The organism is Paraburkholderia sediminicola (genome assembly GCF_046027355.1).
GTDB classification, from domain to species: Bacteria; Pseudomonadota; Gammaproteobacteria; order Burkholderiales; family Burkholderiaceae; genus Paraburkholderia; species Paraburkholderia sediminicola_B.
In genome coordinates, this window is the sequence record NZ_JAQQEK010000007.1 from 233,447 (window position 1) to 251,071 (window position 17,625).

Annotated in this window: 18 protein-coding genes and 1 pseudogene; 6 read left to right on the plus strand and 13 right to left on the minus strand. The window is 61.8% G+C overall.

Features of this window, described 5'->3' with window-relative positions:
- Nucleotides 1-21: 21 nt before the first annotated feature.
- On the plus strand, nt 22-900 hold the full coding sequence (locus PQR42_RS14790; protein ID WP_408385344.1) for a symmetrical bis(5'-nucleosyl)-tetraphosphatase: 879 nt from the start codon (nt 22-24) through the stop codon (nt 898-900).
- Between the two features lie 48 nt (nt 901-948).
- On the opposite strand, the gene PQR42_RS14795 is transcribed toward PQR42_RS14790, so the two are convergent.
- The 8 genes from PQR42_RS14795 to PQR42_RS14830 all read right to left on the minus strand — a co-directional run bounded on the left by PQR42_RS14795 (nt 949) and on the right by PQR42_RS14830 (nt 8,125).
- Nucleotides 949-1,794, minus strand: a complete 846-nt coding sequence (locus PQR42_RS14795; protein ID WP_408385342.1) for a lysophospholipid acyltransferase family protein — start codon at nt 1,792-1,794, stop codon at nt 949-951.
- Between the two features lie 73 nt (nt 1,795-1,867).
- Complete coding sequence (locus tag PQR42_RS14800; RefSeq protein ID WP_408385340.1) at nt 1,868-3,148, minus strand: dihydroorotase; 1,281 nt, start codon at nt 3,146-3,148, stop codon at nt 1,868-1,870.
- Nucleotides 3,149-3,253: 105 nt separating this feature from the next.
- Complete coding sequence (locus PQR42_RS14805; protein ID WP_408385338.1) at nt 3,254-4,279, minus strand: aspartate carbamoyltransferase catalytic subunit; 1,026 nt, start codon at nt 4,277-4,279, stop codon at nt 3,254-3,256.
- A gap of 187 nt (nt 4,280-4,466) precedes the next feature.
- Nucleotides 4,467-5,018, minus strand: coding sequence for a bifunctional pyr operon transcriptional regulator/uracil phosphoribosyltransferase PyrR (pyrR, locus tag PQR42_RS14810; protein ID WP_408214882.1), 552 nt, complete (start codon nt 5,016-5,018; stop codon nt 4,467-4,469).
- Nucleotides 5,005-5,445: a Holliday junction resolvase RuvX gene (gene ruvX, locus PQR42_RS14815; protein ID WP_408214885.1), complete on the minus strand. Its 441-nt coding sequence runs from the start codon at nt 5,443-5,445 to the stop codon at nt 5,005-5,007. Before ruvX ends, pyrR begins: the two co-directional genes overlap by 14 nt.
- A complete protein-coding gene (locus tag PQR42_RS14820; protein ID WP_007178990.1) occupies nt 5,442-6,020 on the minus strand; it encodes a YqgE/AlgH family protein in 579 nt (192 codons plus the stop codon). Before PQR42_RS14820 ends, ruvX begins: the two co-directional genes overlap by 4 nt.
- A gap of 253 nt (nt 6,021-6,273) precedes the next feature.
- Nucleotides 6,274-7,686 (minus strand): FimL-related protein, encoded by a 1,413-nt coding sequence (locus tag PQR42_RS14825; protein ID WP_408385336.1) that lies wholly within the window; start codon nt 7,684-7,686, stop codon nt 6,274-6,276.
- 268 nt (nt 7,687-7,954) lie between these two features.
- The gene (locus PQR42_RS14830) at nt 7,955-8,125 is read right to left on the minus strand and encodes a rubredoxin (RefSeq protein ID WP_006047743.1); all 171 of its coding nucleotides are present in this window, start codon (nt 8,123-8,125) and stop codon (nt 7,955-7,957) included.
- A 290-nt stretch (nt 8,126-8,415) separates the two neighbouring features.
- Here PQR42_RS14830 and PQR42_RS14835 point away from each other — a divergent pair, with 290 nt between their 5' ends.
- Nucleotides 8,416-9,276 (plus strand): hydroxymethylpyrimidine/phosphomethylpyrimidine kinase, encoded by an 861-nt coding sequence (locus PQR42_RS14835; protein ID WP_408214892.1) that lies wholly within the window; start codon nt 8,416-8,418, stop codon nt 9,274-9,276.
- Nucleotides 9,277-9,443: 167 nt separating this feature from the next.
- On the opposite strand, the gene groL is transcribed toward PQR42_RS14835, so the two are convergent.
- From groL to PQR42_RS14855, 4 genes are all read right to left on the minus strand, one after another.
- Nucleotides 9,444-11,084: a chaperonin GroEL gene (gene groL / locus PQR42_RS14840; RefSeq protein WP_132375877.1), complete on the minus strand. Its 1,641-nt coding sequence runs from the start codon at nt 11,082-11,084 to the stop codon at nt 9,444-9,446.
- 55 nt (nt 11,085-11,139) lie between these two features.
- Nucleotides 11,140-11,430, minus strand: coding sequence for a co-chaperone GroES (gene groES / locus PQR42_RS14845; RefSeq protein WP_007178996.1), 291 nt, complete (start codon nt 11,428-11,430; stop codon nt 11,140-11,142).
- A 1,146-nt stretch (nt 11,431-12,576) separates the two neighbouring features.
- Nucleotides 12,577-13,512: an electron transfer flavoprotein subunit alpha/FixB family protein gene (locus tag PQR42_RS14850; protein ID WP_408385335.1), complete on the minus strand. Its 936-nt coding sequence runs from the start codon at nt 13,510-13,512 to the stop codon at nt 12,577-12,579.
- A gap of 15 nt (nt 13,513-13,527) precedes the next feature.
- The gene (locus PQR42_RS14855; RefSeq protein ID WP_408385333.1) at nt 13,528-14,277 is read right to left on the minus strand and encodes an electron transfer flavoprotein subunit beta/FixA family protein; all 750 of its coding nucleotides are present in this window, start codon (nt 14,275-14,277) and stop codon (nt 13,528-13,530) included.
- A 209-nt stretch (nt 14,278-14,486) separates the two neighbouring features.
- Between PQR42_RS14855 and PQR42_RS14860 the strand changes: the two genes are divergently transcribed.
- The 4 genes and pseudogenes from PQR42_RS14860 (at nt 14,487) to panB (ending at nt 16,891) form a co-directional block, all read left to right on the plus strand.
- Entirely contained in the window at nt 14,487-14,996 is a 510-nt protein-coding gene (locus tag PQR42_RS14860; RefSeq protein ID WP_408216985.1) for a thiamine pyrophosphate-binding protein, read from the plus strand.
- Nucleotides 14,953-15,213, plus strand: a pseudogene (locus tag PQR42_RS14865) (LysR substrate-binding domain-containing protein); the annotation flags it as partial. The gene PQR42_RS14860 and the pseudogene PQR42_RS14865, both read left to right, overlap by 44 nt.
- A gap of 125 nt (nt 15,214-15,338) precedes the next feature.
- A complete protein-coding gene (locus PQR42_RS14870; protein ID WP_408217220.1) occupies nt 15,339-15,782 on the plus strand; it encodes a PaaI family thioesterase in 444 nt (147 codons plus the stop codon).
- A 278-nt stretch (nt 15,783-16,060) separates the two neighbouring features.
- The gene (gene panB / locus PQR42_RS14875) at nt 16,061-16,891 is read left to right on the plus strand and encodes a 3-methyl-2-oxobutanoate hydroxymethyltransferase (protein ID WP_408385331.1); all 831 of its coding nucleotides are present in this window, start codon (nt 16,061-16,063) and stop codon (nt 16,889-16,891) included.
- Nucleotides 16,892-17,072: 181 nt separating this feature from the next.
- Here the strand turns inward: panB and PQR42_RS14880 are convergent, their stop codons facing one another.
- Complete coding sequence (locus PQR42_RS14880; protein ID WP_408385329.1) at nt 17,073-17,525, minus strand: Lrp/AsnC family transcriptional regulator; 453 nt, start codon at nt 17,523-17,525, stop codon at nt 17,073-17,075.
- Nucleotides 17,526-17,625 lie beyond the last annotated feature (100 nt).

Consider the following 17,625-nt stretch of genomic DNA (forward strand, 5'->3'; position numbering starts at 1 on the left):
CAAACCGCACCCATTTCCTTGATGACACCCGCCACTACGTCTTCCGCTCTTTCCGATCCGCCCCTACTCCCGCTCGCTTTCGGCGATCTGCAGGGTTGCCGCACGCCGTTCCAGCAATTGCTGGCCAAGGCCGCGCCGCCGGCCGGCACGCCGCTGTGGTTCGCAGGCGACCTGATCAACCGCGGCACCGAGTCGCTTGCCACGTTGCGCGACGTCATCGCGCTCGGCGAGCAGGCGGTGCCGGTGCTGGGCAATCACGATCTGCATCTGCTGTCGGTGTCGGCGGGGATTCGCAAATCGAAGAAAGGCGACACGATCGACGAGATTCTCGCCGCGCCGGATGCCGCCGACCTGCTCGAATGGATCCGCCACCGTCCAATCGCGCATTTCGACAACGGCATGCTGATGGTCCATGCGGGCGTGCTGCCGCAGTGGGACGTGAATCTGACGCTCGAACTCGCCGACGAATTGCAGCGCGCCCTGCGTGCGCCAAACTGGAAGGAAACGCTCGCCGGTTTGTACGGCAACGAGCCGAACCGCTGGAAGCCGGGACTGAAGGGCATCGAACGGCTGCGTTTGACGTGCAGCGCGTTGACGCGCATCCGCTTCTGCAACGCCGAAGGCGTGATGGATTTCAGCAGCAGCGGCGGCCTGAACGCGGCGCCGCCGGGTTGCATGCCGTGGTTCGATGTACCGTCGCGCAAGACCGCCGATGTGACCGTGGTGTTCGGTCATTGGGCCGCGCTCGGCCTGATTTTGCGTGACAACCTGATCGGACTCGACTCAGGCTGCGTGTGGGGCGAGCAGTTGTCCGCCGTGCGTCTCGCGCAAAAGCCCGCGGAACGCACACTGACGCAGGTCGATTGCGAGAACTGCCGCGCGCCGAGCGGTGGCAACTAACTAGCCACGCGACCCAGCCTGATGCCAGGCCCGACGGTAGGCCGAGTATCAGGCGGAACGCCCTGACCGGTCGACCTGATCGACCGGTTCTTCGATCAGCGATGCCACGGCGGCGGACGTGGCGGCCTGCTCCGCCATCACCGCGCCGGTCATCGCGGTGCCGCTTTGCATCTCCCGCAATGCGGCCGCAATCACGCCTTCCGCTTCCGCCGCCAGCGTGCGCCGGTCCGCGCCTGGCGCGAGCGGTGCACAGACATAGATATGCGCGGTGAGCGATCCGCCGCGCAGCAGCAGATTCAGCGAATCAGCGAGCGACAGATCGTCGATATAGGCAGGCGCGGTGGATTGCCGGCCCTGCGCGTCCTCATACATGATGCACAGCGGCTGCACCGCCGCCGACGCCGACACGGCCGCCTGAAACATGTTCGCGTGAAACGGCAGCAGCGCGAGGCCATTGGACGTGGTGCCCTCGGGAAACACGCACATCAACTCGCCCGCGCTCAGGCGGTCGGACAGCTCATGCATGATCCGCTTCGCGTCGCTGCGCTTTTCGCGCTGAATGAACACCGTGTCCAGTTGCTGCGCGAGCCAGCCGACCACCGGCCATTGCCGGATCTCGGCCTTCGAGACAAACGGCGTGGGCCGCCACGCATTGATCACGTAGATGTCGATCCACGAGATGTGGTTGGCGACCACCAGCGCGCCGCGATCGAGCCGCGCACTGTCGTTATGCACGACGAGCCGCATGCCGCACAGGCGCAGCATTTTCAGCGACCACTCGCGATTGAGCGTGTGACGCACCTCGGCGCTGGCTTTGGGAAAACGCGTCGCCACGGTCCACATGCCGTGCAGCAGATGAACGACGAGACGGACCTTGCGTAACGCGAGCTTCATGGTCGGAGCGTTCCTGGTTGGGCCAATGAGCTGGCCTATGAGCGGGACAATGAGCGTAGCAACACCGCGGCCATCAGCGCTGTTCGAATGCGACGTGCCCGGACACGATGGTCGCACGCACGCGCGCCGGCAATTCGTAGCCGAGGAACGGCGTGTTGTGCCCCTGGCTCTTCAACGCACGCGGCTCGACGCGCCAATGCGCATTGCGGTCGAACACGCAGAGATCGGCCACGCCGCCCACGGCGATACGGCCGGCCGCGTCCAGTTTGAGCACATCGGCCGGCGCCGTGGTGATACGGTTCAGCGCCTTGGCGAGCGGCACGCCTGCTTCGTCGGCCCACTTCACCGTCAGCGACAGGAACAGTTCCAGCCCGGTCGCACCAGGCGTGGCCTCGGCGAACGGCAGCAGCTTTTCGTCGTCGTCGACGGGCGTGTGGTCGGAGCAGATCGCGTCGATCGTGCCGTCGACCAGACCCGCGCGAATCGCTTCGCGATCGCGCTGTTGACGCAGCGGCGGATCGAGCCGGAACTGCGCGTCGAAATAGCCGATGTCGACGTCGATCAGATGCACGTGATTCACGGTGACGTCGCACGACACCGGCAAGCCCTCGGCCTTCGCCGCGCGCATCAGCGCAATGCCCGCCGCCGACGACACGTGCGACAGATGCACCCGCGCGCCGGTCACGCGCACCAGTTCGAAAATGGTGTGCAGTGCGATGGTTTCCGCCGACACCGGCACGCCCGACAGCCCCAGCCGCGACGCCAGCGCGCCGCTCGCCGCCACGCCGCCCTTGCCGAGATAAGCGTCCACGGGACGCAGCCACACGGTATAGCCGTAGGTGTTCGCGTATTGCAGCGCGCGCATCAGCACCTGGGTATCCACCACCGGCACGTCGGCCTGCGAAAAGCCGATGCAACCCGCTTCGGTCAACTCGACCATCTCGGTGATGACCTGCCCCTTGAGGCCGACCGTCAGCGCGCCGAGCGGATACACGTGCGCCTGGTTCAGATTGCGCGCGCGAAACTTGAGCATCTCGACGAGGCCCGGTTCATCGAGCGTCGGATCGGTGTCCGGCGGACACACGAGGCTCGTCACGCCGCCCGCGAGCGCCGCGGCCATTTCGGATTCGAGCGTCGCCTTGTGTTCGTAGCCCGGCTCGCGCAAACGCGCGGACAGATCGACCAGACCCGGCACGATACAGAGGCCTTTGGCGTCGATCGTTTTCGCCGCGTTGAACTCCGCGGGCGCGTTGCCGATGGCGACGATCTTGCCCGCTTCGATAAAAATGTCCTGCTGCTGTTCTGTGCCCGCTGCCGGATCGATCAGCGTGCCGCCTTGAATATGAATCTTCATGCGCTGCCTTATGTTCAGCTGAGTTCAGCTAGGTTCCGCGTTGTGTGTCGCGGGTTCGTACTGTGCGTGAGTGACGCGGCGCCGTGACGCTCCGCATCTGCAAGATCAATCGTGGTTGCCCGCGACGATCCCCATCACCGCCATGCGCACCGCGATACCGAAGGTCACCTGGTTCAGAATCACCGATTGCGGGCCATCGGCCACTTGCGAATCGATTTCGACGCCGCGATTCATCGGGCCCGGGTGCATCACGATCGCATCGGGCGCGGCGAGCGCGAGACGCTCCGGCGTCAAGCCCCAGCTCTTGAAGTACTCCTGCGCCGACGGCAGCAATGCGCCGCTCATCCGCTCGTTCTGCAGACGCAGCATGATGATCACGTCGACGTCTTTAAGACCTTCGTCGAGGTTGTGAAACACGCGCACGCCCATCTGTTCGAGACCGCCCGGCAACAGCGTGCGCGGACCGATCGCGCGCACTTCCGGCACGCCGAGCGTCGTCAACGCGTGAATGTCCGAGCGCGCAACACGCGAATGCAGAATGTCGCCGACGATCGCCACGCGCAGCTTCGTGAAGTCCTTCTTGTAGTGGCGGATCGTGTACATGTCGAGCAGCCCCTGCGTGGGGTGCGCATGACGGCCGTCGCCGGCATTGATCACGTGCACGTGCGGCGCGCAATGCTGGGCGATCAGATACGGCGCGCCGCTCGATGCATGGCGCACGACGAACATATCGGCATGCATCGCCGAGAGGTTGTTGATCGTGTCGAGCAGCGACTCGCCCTTGCTGGTCGACGACGCGTTGATGTTCAGATTCAGCACGTCCGCCGACAGACGCGTCGCGGCGATCTCGAAGGTGGTGCGGGTACGTGTCGAGTTCTCGAAGAACAGGTTGAACACCGACTTGCCGCGCAACAACGGCACCTTCTTCACTTCGCGATCGGTCACGCTGACGAACTGGTCGGCGGTGTCGAGAATGTGATTGACGATCGCCTTCGGCAAGCCCTCGATCGACAACAGATGTTTCAGCTCGCCGTTTTTCGTGAGCTGCGGGTTGCCCTTCAGGAAGCCATAACGGAAGCGCTCGGTGGCGCTATCGGCGAGATCCTTGGAGGCCTGGGTGGCGGTGTTCATGGTGTACCTGCTTCAAATACGGGCTTCAACGTGATCGGTGTGGATGCTGACTGCGTGTGACGACGCCAAGCCGGCTTTCGCGCGTTGAGCTGCGACGAACGGCTCGACAATTCTCTTTTGCGTGGCGTGTGATGGTTCAATGCGAAGCGCGGAATGCGAGGAGCTCGATGCACACTCGCGCCGCATTTCAATCGATGCGTACTTCAGTGTGAAAAGTGAAACGCTGACCGGGTGCGCCGCCTGCTTCAACGCTTTCCGCGCGCGCCAGCACGAGCGTGGCGTCGGCGGGAATGTTCACCACGCCGCCGACAAAGCGTGCCGCCACCGGCAATTCGCGCCCGCCGCGATCGGCGAGCACCGCCAGTTCGACCGATGCCGGGCGGCCGTAGTCGTACAGCTCGTTCAGCGCCGCACGAATCGTGCGGCCGGTGTACAGGACGTCGTCGACCAGCACGATACGGCGGCCATCGACCGAAAACGGCAGCGAAGTCGGGCTCGCCTGCGAGTGCAGGCCTTTTTTCGCGTAATCGTCGCGATGCAGCGCGACGTTCACCACGCCGAAGCTCGGCAGGTTCAGGTCGCGCGCAAGCCGTTCGGCAAGCCATGCGCCGCCGCTGTAAATGCCGGCCAGCACTGCGCCTTCGGCGCCACCTTGCCCGGCGCCGAGCTGGTCGCCATACACCGCGCGAATCTGGTCGAGCAACGCGCGATAAAGCGCTTCGGCGTCAATGGAACTCATGATCGTCGGAAAGTCCGTCTAGATATTGCTGGAGGATGATGCGGGCGGCTTCGGCGTCGAGCATGTCGGCGCGGCCGTTGCCGGCGCGGATTTCCGCCTTCGCCTCCACCGACGAGTAGCGTTCGTCGATCCACGTGACCGGCAGATTGAAGCGGCCGTTCAGCTGATTGCCGAAGCGCTTCGCGAGTTGGGTCATTTCGTGCGGCGTGCCGTCCGGATGCAATGGCAAGCCAACCACGAGCGCGTTCGGCTTCCATTCGGCGATCAGTTTGCCGACCGCCTCGAAGCGGTATTCGCGGCTGCGGTTCTGCACGATCACGAGCGGCCGCGCGTGACGCGTCAGCGAATTGCCGACCGCCACGCCGATGCGTTTTTCACCGTAGTCGAACGCAAGCAGCGTCGCCTCACGTCCGGCCGGCAGGCTCATGCGTGGCCCGCCTCGCCCGAGAGCATCGACAGGTTGATGCCGAGAAGAGCCAGCGCGGCTTCGAGACGCTCTTCGGCAGGCACGTCGAAGACGATTTTCGGGTCGGCTTCGACCGTCAGCCAGCCGTTCTTCGAAATCTCTTCTTCGAGCTGACCCGCGCCCCAGCCGGCGTGGCCGAGCGTGAGCAGGAAACGCTCGGGACCCGTGCCGCTCGCCACGGCTTCGAGCACGTCTTTCGAGGTGGTCATCTCGAGACCGCCCGGCACCGACATGGACGACGTGTACGCATTGCCGTCTTTCGGATCGTGCAGCACGAAGCCGCGCTCGGTTTGCACCGGGCCGCCGAAATAGACGGGCACATGGAGAAGGGGTTCGATCTCGAGCTTGAGGTCGATGCGACTGAAGAGCGCTTGCAGGTCGATATCGGTCGGCCGGTTGATCACGAGGCCGAGCGCACCGCGCTCACTGTGATCGCAAAGGTAGACCACCGTTCCTGAAAACGTCGGATCCGCCATGTTCGGCATGGCGATCAGGAACTGGTTGGTCAGATTGATGCGATCGGTACTCTTGGACATAGTTCGGATTTTAGCAAAGACGATGCAGGATGGCGGGGCTTTGAGCGTGGAACCGCGATGCGTGCCATGAAGCGTGCCGCGAGCCATCGACGGCGATTCAAGTTCCACTCTATCACGCACGCGAGCACTCGCCACGGTGCAGGTTCGCGGGGCTTCGCGGCACGCGTGTTGCGTGCCGCCGGGTTGTGTCATCGCGGCCCGTTGCTGTCGGCCGGCAGATGGCCCGGCGGGCCGAAGCTGCCACGCATATTGCTCATGCGCCGCCCTGCTCGATCGAGCGCGTCAACGCGGCCAGCGCGGTGTTGCCGCCGGGCGGCGCGACGCCCGCGGCGACTTTGTGCAACGTCGCACGCAAGGCCTCGGCAGCCTGTTCGAGCGTGCTCGCCGCCGGCGCGCCGACGATTACATGCGCGCGCACCGCCGGCGTCGATACGCCGGCATGCGCGCGACGGCGCCACGCAAGCCCCAGCGCATCGGCCAGCAGCGCCACATGGCCGAGGCCCAGCGCACACGCGGCGGAACCGAGCCGGTAGGCTGCGTCGCCCGCTTGCAGCGCTTCAGTGGGATCGGCTTTCTCCGGCTGGTCGGCGGCGCGGGCATGCTCGGTCAATGCGGAAATCGAGGCGTCCGCTGTTTGCAGAAAATCTTCGTACGCGTTCGCGTTGACGGCCAGCACGCCCAACTCGCGCGTCAATGCGCTGCGGGTGGCGTTGATGGCCTGAGCCTCTACCGCGCCCGCTTCCCAAAGCATTTCGGATGCCTGGGTGCCCGCGACGTGCCAGTCGACGGTCAAACCGTAGTCGTGCAGCACTTCCACCTGGTCGGCGTCTTCCGCCGCGGCGCCGAACAACGCGTAGTCGCGCCACAGCAGCGCAAGCGTTGCGCGCACGAGGGAGCGCGGCGCAAGTTCGATGCCGCGAGCATGATCGGCCAGCGCGAGGTTGCAGCGGGCGTAGAAACGCCGCGCATCGGTTTCCCCCGTCGCGCGGCCGCTGACCCGCAAAGCCTTGGCGCAGGCCTTGGCGAGGCGCCAGAAATCGTAGGGGTCCGGGCCGGCGAGTTCGCTGAAAACGGCGTCCAGTTCGTCGAGGGCCGCGTTGGTGACGGCCAGCGCCGCCGCACTGCCGGTATCGGCCTGCGAGCGCAGCACCGGCAGCAGCGCGCGCTCGTAGCGTGCCCGCAAATGCGCCAGTTGATCGGCGGACCGCGCGTGCAGCGAGACCGGCGGCACCGGCCGCGCGGTCAACGCGAGATCTTCGAACGCGACGGCGGAACCGGGTGTGTGCTCGGACAGATGCGTGCAGAGCGCCCGGTAATGATTGAACAGCACGGGCGAGCAGGACAGCTCGCGCAGATTGTGACGCTCAAGGGCAGCGCGGAAATCGCGCAAGGCCGCGCCGAACACGGGCCGTGCGTTGACCGCGTCGGCCGGGTCGCCCTCCGCGAGCGGCGACAGCCGCACCAGCGCGTCAGCGAAGCGCTGCGCGCTCAGCCAGCCGGCTCCGCGCAATGCGTGGGACGCCCGCAGCAACGCCGACGTGCTCTCACTGTGCTGCTCGAATGCCAGCAGCGCCTCAGCCAGCGCCAACTCGGCGGGACGGACAGCGCCGCCGCGCGGATTCGGCAAGGCATCGAAGGAAACGGGTGCAGCGGATCGAAGAGTCATGGGCAGGCGACACGAAGCTGACGGGCCGTCACCTCGCGCCGCACGCAGACTGATCGGCTAACGCGCGAACCGGCGACAGGACAATGACAGACTAACGTTGCGACACGATGCGGCCGAGGACGTTCCGTGTCGACGCGTTGGGGCAAACTTCAGAGCGCACCGGGTGCGTTCGATCCGGCGCGCCACGCCGGCTGCGAAACACCATGCCAATGGCGCGCCGCAGGCATGCGGCACGGCCCGCAGCCGGCATGCCGGCTGCTCCCGGACTTCAGATCTGGACCATCTCGAAGTCTTCCTTACGCGCGCCGCACTCCGGGCAGGTCCAGTTAATGGGGACGTCTTCCCAGCGGGTGCCCGGCGCAATGCCTTCGTCCGGCAAACCGGCTTCTTCGTCGTAAATCCAGCCGCAAATCAGGCACATCCAGCTTTGATATTCCATTCTTGTGTCGCGTCGTAGAGTCCGTGGAAACGGGAGCCATGATGGTACCGTGTTGCCGCCCCAATGCCTAGCAATCAGAAACGCGCAATCGTAGCGTGCGACGGCCTTTGGCTATGCAGTTTGCGTCGGCCGGCACGGTGGTTGCAGCGCCATGCCGCGCGCCCGCCGCGGCTGGCTTGCTGCGACGCATCGCGAGATGCGAAAAAACGCCCTCGCGACGGTTTAGGCCGCATAATTGAGTCGATTGCGCACTCTCTGCGCCTAAATTTAGCTCCTTTCTGTCAATCTTCATGCCCAGCGACACGCCTCCGATCGTCCTCACCTTCGGCCTTTCCGATCCCACCGGCGGCTCCGGCCTGCAAGCCGACCTCATGACCCTTGCCAGCATGGGCTGTCATGGCGTCTCCGTGCTCACGGGCTACACCGTGCGCGACTCGGCGAGCTGCGACGAAGTCACCGGGCTCGACCCTGAAGTGGTCGCGACCCAGGCGCGGATGCTGCTCGAAGACATGCCGATCGCCGCGTTCAAGGTCGGCGCCTGCACCCGCGCGGAAGTGGTGAGCGCGATTGCCGAAGTCGTCGCCGATTACGACGACATTCCACTGATTCTCGCCCCCGATTTCACACTCGACGACGAGCACGTGCTGTCCGCCGACGAACTGCGCGAAGCGATCGCCGATCTGCTCGCGCCGCAAACCACGTTGCTGGTCGCCGATTCGGCCACGCTGCTCGCGCTCGCCCAGCCGGACGGCGACGCCGAAGCGCCGAGCCTCGACGCCGCCATCTCGCATCTTCTGTCGCAAGGCTGCGAATACATTCTGTCAACGGAAACCGGCACGCACCGGCACGTCAATACGCTCTTCAGCGAAGACGGCCAGTTGCGTCAGGACACGTGGGACCGCGGCAGCCATCGGATCATGGGCTTGACGGATACGCTGGGCTCGGCGATCGCCGCGTTGCTGGCCAATGGCCAGGAGCCCGCTGAAGCGGTGCGCGAGGCGCAGGAGTATTTGTACCAGGCCCTGCGCAATGCGTTCCGGCCGGGCATGGGTGCCTATATGCCTGACCGGTTCTTCTGGGCGCGCAGCAGCGACGATGAAACGCCGCCGACAGCCGGCAAGGATGCGGCGCCGGGCGAAGCGCGGCACTGATACCTGGCGCGAAGTGCCGGCTGCGCTCTGATTCGGGCGCGTCAACTGGCAGCAAGCGTCCATAAAAAAACCCGCATTTCTGCGGGTTTTTTCTTTTGGGAAGCACGCCTCGCGACGCACTCCCCCATGTGCTTCCAACTGGACCTCGTAACGAGGCCCAAGTGAAATTACATGTCCATGCCCATGCCGCCCATGCCGCCGGGCATACCGCCGCCCATCGGAGCATCTTCCTTCGGCAGTTCGCAGACAGCTGCGTCGGTGGTCAACAGCAGGCCAGCAACCGAAGCTGCGTTTTGCAGCGCCGTGCGCGTCACCTTCGTCGGATCCACGACACCTGCGTCAACCAGGTCGACGTACTCGCCGGTTGCAGCGTTGTAGCCGTAGTTGCCCTTACCAGCAGCAACAGCTGCCACCACGACGCTGGCTTCTTCGCCACCGTTCGTGACGATCTGGCGCAGCGGCTCTTCCATCGCGCGCAGCACGATCTTGATACCTGCGTCCTGATCGGCGTTCAAGCCCTTCAGGCCGGCGATTGCCGTACGTGCGCGGATCAGCGCGACGCCGCCGCCAGCAACAATGCCTTCTTCCACAGCTGCGCGCGTTGCGTGCAGTGCGTCTTCGACACGTGCCTTCTTTTCCTTCATTTCGACTTCGGTCGCAGCGCCGACCTTGATCACTGCAACGCCGCCTGCCAGCTTGGCAACGCGTTCTTGCAGCTTTTCACGGTCGTAGTCCGAGGTTGCTTCTTCGATTTGCGTGCGAACTTGCTTCACACGTGCTTCGATGTTCGCACCTTCGCCAGCGCCGTCGATGATCGTCGTGTTTTCCTTGCCCACTTCGATGCGCTTCGCTTGACCCAGCTCGGCCAGCGTTGCCTTTTCGAGCGTCAGGCCGGTTTCTTCAGCGATGACTTGACCGCCGGTCAGGATCGCGATGTCTTCCAGCATGGCCTTACGACGATCGCCGAAGCCCGGAGCCTTGACAGCAACGGTCTTCAGGATGCCACGGATGTTGTTCACCACCAGCGTAGCCAGCGCTTCGCCTTCGACGTCTTCCGCGATGATCAGCAGCGGACGGCCAGCCTTGGCGACTTGCTCCAGGACCGGCAGCAGATCACGGATGTTCGACACCTTCTTGTCGTGCAGCAGCACGAACGGGTTGTCCAACACGGCAACTTGCTTGTCCGGGTTGTTGATGAAGTACGGCGACAGGTAGCCGCGGTCGAATTGCATACCTTCGACCACGTCCAGCTCGTCTTGCAGCGACTTGCCGTCTTCAACGGTGATGACGCCTTCCTTGCCGACCTTGTCCATGGCTTCAGCGATACGATCGCCGATCGACGAGTCGCTGTTTGCCGAAATCGCGCCGACTTGTGCGATTTCCTTGTTGGTCGTGCACGGCTTGCTGATCTTGCGCAGTTCTTCGATCGCGGCGAACACAGCCTTGTCGATACCGCGCTTCAGGTCCATCGGGTTCATGCCCGATGCAACGTACTTCATGCCTTCGCGGACGATCGACTGAGCCAGGACCGTTGCGGTCGTGGTGCCGTCACCTGCGTTGTCGCTGGTCTTGGAAGCGACTTCCTTGACCATTTGCGCGCCCATGTTCTGGAGCTTGTCTTTCAGTTCGATCTCTTTCGCGACCGACACACCGTCCTTCGTGACCGTCGGGCCGCCGAAGCTGCGTTCCAGGACAACGTTGCGACCCTTCGGGCCCAGCGTGACCTTCACAGCGTTCGCGAGGATGTTCACGCCTTCAACCATCTTGGCACGGGCGGAATCACCGAATACGACGTCTTTAGCTGCCATCTTCTAACTCCTTGAATTCTTTAAGATATGACCGGGAAAAGTAGCGACTTGCCGCTTACTTCTGCACCACGGCCATGATGTCTTCTTCGCGCATCACGAGCAGTTCGTTGCCGTCGACCTTAACGGTCTGGCCTGCGTACTTGCCGAACAGGACGCGGTCACCAACCTTCACGTCGAGCGCGATTTGAGCGCCCTTGTCGTCACGCTTGCCCGGGCCGACTGCCAGAATTTCGCCTTGATCCGGCTTTTCTGCTGCGGCTTCGGGGATCACGATGCCCGACGCGGTCTTGGTTTCTTGATCCAGACGTTTGACGATCACGCGATCATGCAAAGGACGAAGGTTCATACATACTCCTCTCTTGATTGAGACTGAAGAACGCTGAGAAAACCCGGCTGGCTGAGCCAACCGGCGATGTTGTTAGCACTCTCGTGCAGCGAGTGCTAATTATATGGACGGGTGGTGACAAATTCAAGAAGGGATGCTGCGGTTGGGGCGAGATTCATCTAACTTTGAACTTTGTTCACTGAAGTTTGAACTCGCGACCGACATCCGGACGTCGCCCAAGGCGAACTTTCCGCATAAAAACAATAACTTAGAATATTAATTTCTATTCGGCGTTGCCGCGCGTGGAGTACGATACCCCGTCTTTTCTGGCGGCATCAGCCCGAATATTTTGGCAACTGACCTTTTCACTCCAGGGTAAACCGGTAAAAGATGACGCCCTCAGTCACGCTTGCGGAACTGAAAAAAGCATGATGCGGCTTCCCGGTGGCGATGGTCGGCTTCCATCTGCATCTGGCAACGCAAAAACTACGCTCTCGGACGCTTCGCGGAACGGACCGCCAATAGAAAAAATTGTTACCCGATGGTTGCAGGCGTCGGCGTATGACCAGCGTGAACGGCAGCATGCACCGCAAGTCCGGCGGTCGCGGGCGAGCGGCTGAGATCGGTCCATATCAACCGACCATGTCATCCCGCTCCTGCCAGTCGCATCGACACTGGCGAAGGGCAGCAAGTTGCGGCTGTCGATGCCGGGCATTTTGCTCCGATGCCGTAAGGCCATCCGCCCGTCTTCACCATTCAGGCAGGCATGGAAGGTAGCTCCATCGATATCCCGCTTCGAATCAGCGGAGACAAAGACTGACAGATATCGAAATCTTCAGCGGTCCACTGGATCACGCCGCCCGTCTGCTGCGCACTGGCCGATGCGACAGAGTCGACGTGGTTCCCTCTACCTTTCCCCGCGCAGTCCGGATGGCTTTATCGAAGGTGCTATCCGTGGCCACATGCCTGTTGTCGACACTGACGAGCCAACGGTCACCGCTGCAGCACCAGCGAATCCTCCGCTCTTCGAGGAGCAGCGCGAACCACCGCCAAATAGAGGCATCCTCGGCGTTGGCGGCCAAGGCCGCTGCTGCTCTGGCATGCCCCATATCATTCAGATTGCTCACCTGTCACCTCGTCGAACCTTGACCGTTCCCCGCAGTACGCTCAAGACAGCATGGTCTCGAACTCCGGCACGACCGAGAACAGATCACCCACCAGCCCATAATCGGCGACGCTGAAGATCGGCGCCTCTTCGTCTTTATTGATCGCGACGATGACTTTGCTGTCCTTCATCCCGGCCAGATGCTGGATCGCGCCCGAGATGCCGACTGCAATGTACAGCTGCGGCGCGACGATCTTGCCCGTCTGGCCAACCTGATAGTCGTTCGGCACGAAGCCCGCGTCGACGGCTGCGCGCGATGCGCCCAGCGCTGCGTTCAGCTTGTCCGCCAGCGGTTCGAGCACCTTCGTGTAGTTCTCGCCGTTGCCCAGACCGCGGCCACCTGACACGATGATCTTCGCCGACGTCAGTTCCGGACGATCCAGCTTCGTCACTTCACGGCTGACGAAGGACGAGATGCCGCTGTCCGCCGCCGCTTCGATCTTCTCGACCGCTGCACTGCCACCTTCTGCTGCAACCGGGTCGAAACCGGTCGTGCGTACCGTGATGACCTTGATCGGGTCAGCCGATTGCACTGTGGCGATCGCATTGCCGGCGTAGATCGGACGTTCAAACGTATCCGAGCTATCCACTGCCGTGATGTCGCTGATCTGCGCGACGTCCAGCTTTGCTGCGATACGCGGCGTGATGTTCTTGCCGTAGGCGGTTGCCGGCGCGAGGATATGCGTGTAGTCCTTCGCGATGTTCACCACCGTTGCCTCGATGTTTTCCGCGAGGCCCGCTTCGAGTTGCGGTGCGTCGGCCAGCAGCACTTTGCTAACGCCTGCAATCTTCGCCGCCGCATCAGCCGCGCCTTGCGCGTTGTGTCCTGCCACCAGCACGTGGATATCGCCACCAATCTTCTGCGCCGCTGCGATCGTGTTCAGCGTCGCGGCCTTGATCGACGCGTTGTCGTGTTCTGCAATTACCAGATTCGTCATTTTGCTCTGTCTCCCTCACAGCACCTTGGCTTCGGTCTTCAGCTTCTCGACCAGCGTCTTCACGTCCGGCACCTTCACACCGGCGGAGCGCTTCGGCGGCTCGACAACCTTCAGCGTCTTCAGGCGCGGCGTGACATCAACGCCGAGGTCTTCCGGCTTGACGACTTCCATCGGCTTCTTCTTCGCCTTCATGATGTTCGGCAGCGTCACATAGCGCGGCTCGTTCAGGCGCAGGTCGGTCGTGATGACTGCGGGAAGCTTTAAAGACAGCGTTTCCGCGCCGCCGTCCACTTCACGCGAGACGGTCGCCTTGCCGTCGGCAACAACGACCTTCGAGGCAAACGTTGCTTGCGGCAGATTCGCCAGCGCAGCCAGCATCTGGCCGGTCTGGTTCGAATCGTCGTCAATAGCCTGCTTGCCGAGAATGACGAGCGAAGGCTGTTCCTTGTCGACCAGCGCCTTCAGCAGCTTGGCCACCGCCAGAGGCTGCAGTTCCTCCGACGACTCGATCAGAATCGCGCGATCCGCGCCAATCGCCAGCGCCGTACGCAGCGTTTCCTGCGACTGCGTCACCCCCGCCGACACAGCGATCACTTCCGTCGCCACGCCCGCTTCCTTCAGACGTACCGCTTCCTCAATCGCGATTTCATCGAACGGATTCATCGACATCTTCACGTTCGCGATGTCGACGCCCGTGCCGTCCGACTTGACCCGGACTTTCACGTTGTAATCGACCACTCTCTTGACTGGCACAACAATCTTCATGGTTCCCTCCCCAATCGGTTTGCACGCTAGTGTGCTTACTCGAACCGAGGGTTGGAATTCGGCATTCTGGAACACCGCATTTCAGGCGGTCGAATGCACACGCAAGCCAACACGGAAAGGATCTGTGCGTGAATTCACGTCGGCCAATCCCGTTAACCCCAGCCTAATCGCGCCTTCCGCAATCAGTAATTGAGCGACGACTTTTGCTGATGCACGCTATCACTCATCAAAGCAAGGTAATCGATCAGCCCTGCTTGGCGCGACGGCTATCCGTTTTCATCAACCTACCAAAACTCGTCATCATGTCAGTCAACTGGCCGGAAACAATCTTCGAGCACTTCAAAGCCGCTGACGTGCGGCAAGTGGCATACGTGCCTGATGCGGGGCACAAACGTCTTATCGAGCTCTGCGAGGCAGACGCCGAAATCCACGCGGTTTCGCTGACCACCGAAGAAGAAGGCGTGGCCATGATGGGCGGCGCATGGGTCGGTGGCCAACGCGGTGTATTGCTGCTGCAGTCGAGCGGCGTGGGCAACTGCATCAACATGCTCTCGCTGCAACACGAATGCCGCATGCCCATCGTGATGCTGGTCACGATGCGCGGAGAGTGGGGCGAATTCAATCCCTGGCAAGTCGCCATGGGCAAATCGACCCAGGAAGCCCTCGAATCGGCCGGCGTACATCGATCCTCGACAGGGGTTTGTATTCGATACACTTGAATTGACGCTTACTGCCGCAGCAGAAGGTCATGGGGTTGCAATCGGCGACCCACGCATGGCGCAAGAAAAGCTTGATGCGGGTTCCCTGATGACGCCGTTTCGCGAGGTAGTGCAAAACGGTGCGTCGTACTTTCTGGTATATCCATCTCAACGTGCGGCCCAGCGGAAGATTCGTGCCCTTGCCGACATCCTCGTGCGGCTGGCGCAAGAGGAGTGACTTAAGCGAGTACGCCAAACAAAAAGCAATCGCCACATGCGTCTGCAGATCCGTCCGTCGCGTCATTGGAATTGGAGCCGCTTGCGTTGCTCGATGATATGGAATTTGCCAATACAATCCCCTCAATGACACATCTACCCGACTCCCTCTTCGCTGAACGCATTCGCGCCAGCTTCATGCGCCAGAATGCGATGACGTTGATCCAGGCGACTTTGCCCGTGGTTGAACACGGCCACACCGAAATTCACCTACCAGTTTGGAATGGTGTCGAGCAGCAGCATGGCTTCGTACATGGCGGCGTAGTGGGCATGATTGCTGACTCTGCTGGCGGATACGCCGCTATGACCTTGGTACCGGCCAGCGCTTCAGTCTTGACCGTAGAATACAAGTTGAATCTGGTTGCCGCGGCCGACGGCAACAGCCTCATTGCCCGTGGCCGGGTTGTCCGTCCCGGCCGTACGCTTATCGTCACTCAGGCAGAAGTATTCGCCGTCAAAGGAGGCAATGAAACGCTGTGTGCATTGATGCAACAAACCATTATGGTGATGCACGGCAAGGTAGAGAAGTAGATCGAGGTTGAGAGCGGCCGGCGCAGCATGGCGACTCCGCGTGCAGCTGCACCCGGCCCGTCTGCGGAAGGCGGAGAGCTTGGCCAATCCCGCAGATGCGTACAAAGTGTTGCTCCATATCGGGCGAGTGCACCCGGTCCTTTATCATGGCGCTCCGCGCGTGCGCCGGAAGCATTTGCGAGTTGAACTCAGTCAAAACATGAAATGAGTGCTTTCTCCCCGTTGAAAGCTTGGAAAGCAAGCGACCGGCGCCCCCTTTTTAACGACGAGTAGGAAATATGGCTGGATATCTCCAGGAAGGCGAGAGCGCCGTAAGCCGCAAAGCGGTCACCGTGTCTTCGCTATTGAACATGAAAAATGCAGGCGAGAAGATTGCAATGCTGACCTGTTACGACGCCAGCTTCGCATCGTTGATGGACCGCTGTGGCGTTGATATGGTGCTAGTGGGCGACTCACTCGGCAACGTACTGCAGGGCCACAGCACGACATTGCCGGTCACTCTAGCGGATATCGCTTATCACACAACGTCGGTCACTCGAGGGAACCGATCTGCATTTGTGGCCGCTGACATGCCATTCGGTACTTATGCAACTCCGCAATCTGCATTCGACAATGCTGTGAAACTGATGCAAGCAGGTGCGCAGATGGTCAAACTTGAAGGGGGCGCCTGGCTGGTCGATACCGTAAAGTTTCTCACTGAGCGCGGCGTACCGGTTTTCGCTCATCTGGGCCTCACGCCGCAGTCCGTGCATCGTCTCGGTGGGTTTAAGGTACAGGGGAAAAAAGCAGAAGACGTGGAGCGATTGAAAGCTGATGCCATCGCACTGCAGGCAGCAGGCGCATCTCTTCTCCTTCTTGAGGCCATTCCGACTTCAGTCGGAAGCGAGGTGACGGAGTTGCTGGATATCCCGACAATCGGTATCGGGGCTGGTCCGGACTGTTCGGGGCAAGTGCTTGTGATGCACGACATGTTGGGCGTCTTCCCCGGCAAGACCGCTCGCTTTGTACGCAACTTCATGGACGGGGAGTCGAGTATCGAGGGCGCTATCCGCGCCTATGTCAAGGCAGTGAAGGAGAACCTCTTCCCCGCGTCGGAACACTGCTTTTAAGCGTGACTTATGTGAGCGTTGCGCGGCGAGTGGCCGCGCCTTCCGTTTGGTACTCGGCCTTTTCGGACGTTCGTTGCTGCCTGGTATTGCCGATGAATGTCCGCTTGTGGCTCGTTCCGCGTCACGCTGTAGCCGACCAGGACGAGCCGTTGGATTTGCAAAGCCAAATCGTCAACGAACATCACAACGGAAGTGGCCGATCCTGGCAAATGCTCTTCATCACAAGGGTTGACGACAGCCGCAAGACGTAAGGCAGAACTAGGAGACGGCGGTCATACAGCGTCTGGAACGCCTTGAGATCCTGTGTGACGACGTGCAGCATGTAGTCTGGATCACCGAAAAGACGTTCAGCTCGAGTGATCTCCGGGATGTCCAGCAAGGCGCTCTCGAATGACGAAACATGCTGGCTCGTAACTTCCCGCAACGTCGCAAACACAATCGCTGAGAAGTTTAATCCGACCGATGCCGGATCAATGGTGGCCCGATAGCCACTAATGACCGCCGCCGCCTCCAAGGCTCGAAGACGCCTCTGGCAGGGAGATAGGCTCAAACCTATGCGCTCACTCAATTCCGTAACGGTGAGTCTTCCGTCTTGCTGCAATTCAGCAAGAATCTTGCGATCAATGGCATCCATTCGCAAAATATTAGCTCAAATCTTGACTTGATGACAAGAAACAGGGAGCACTTTCGATTGCCGACGCCGTAACATTTTCCCACTTCGGACAGGTGTGTTT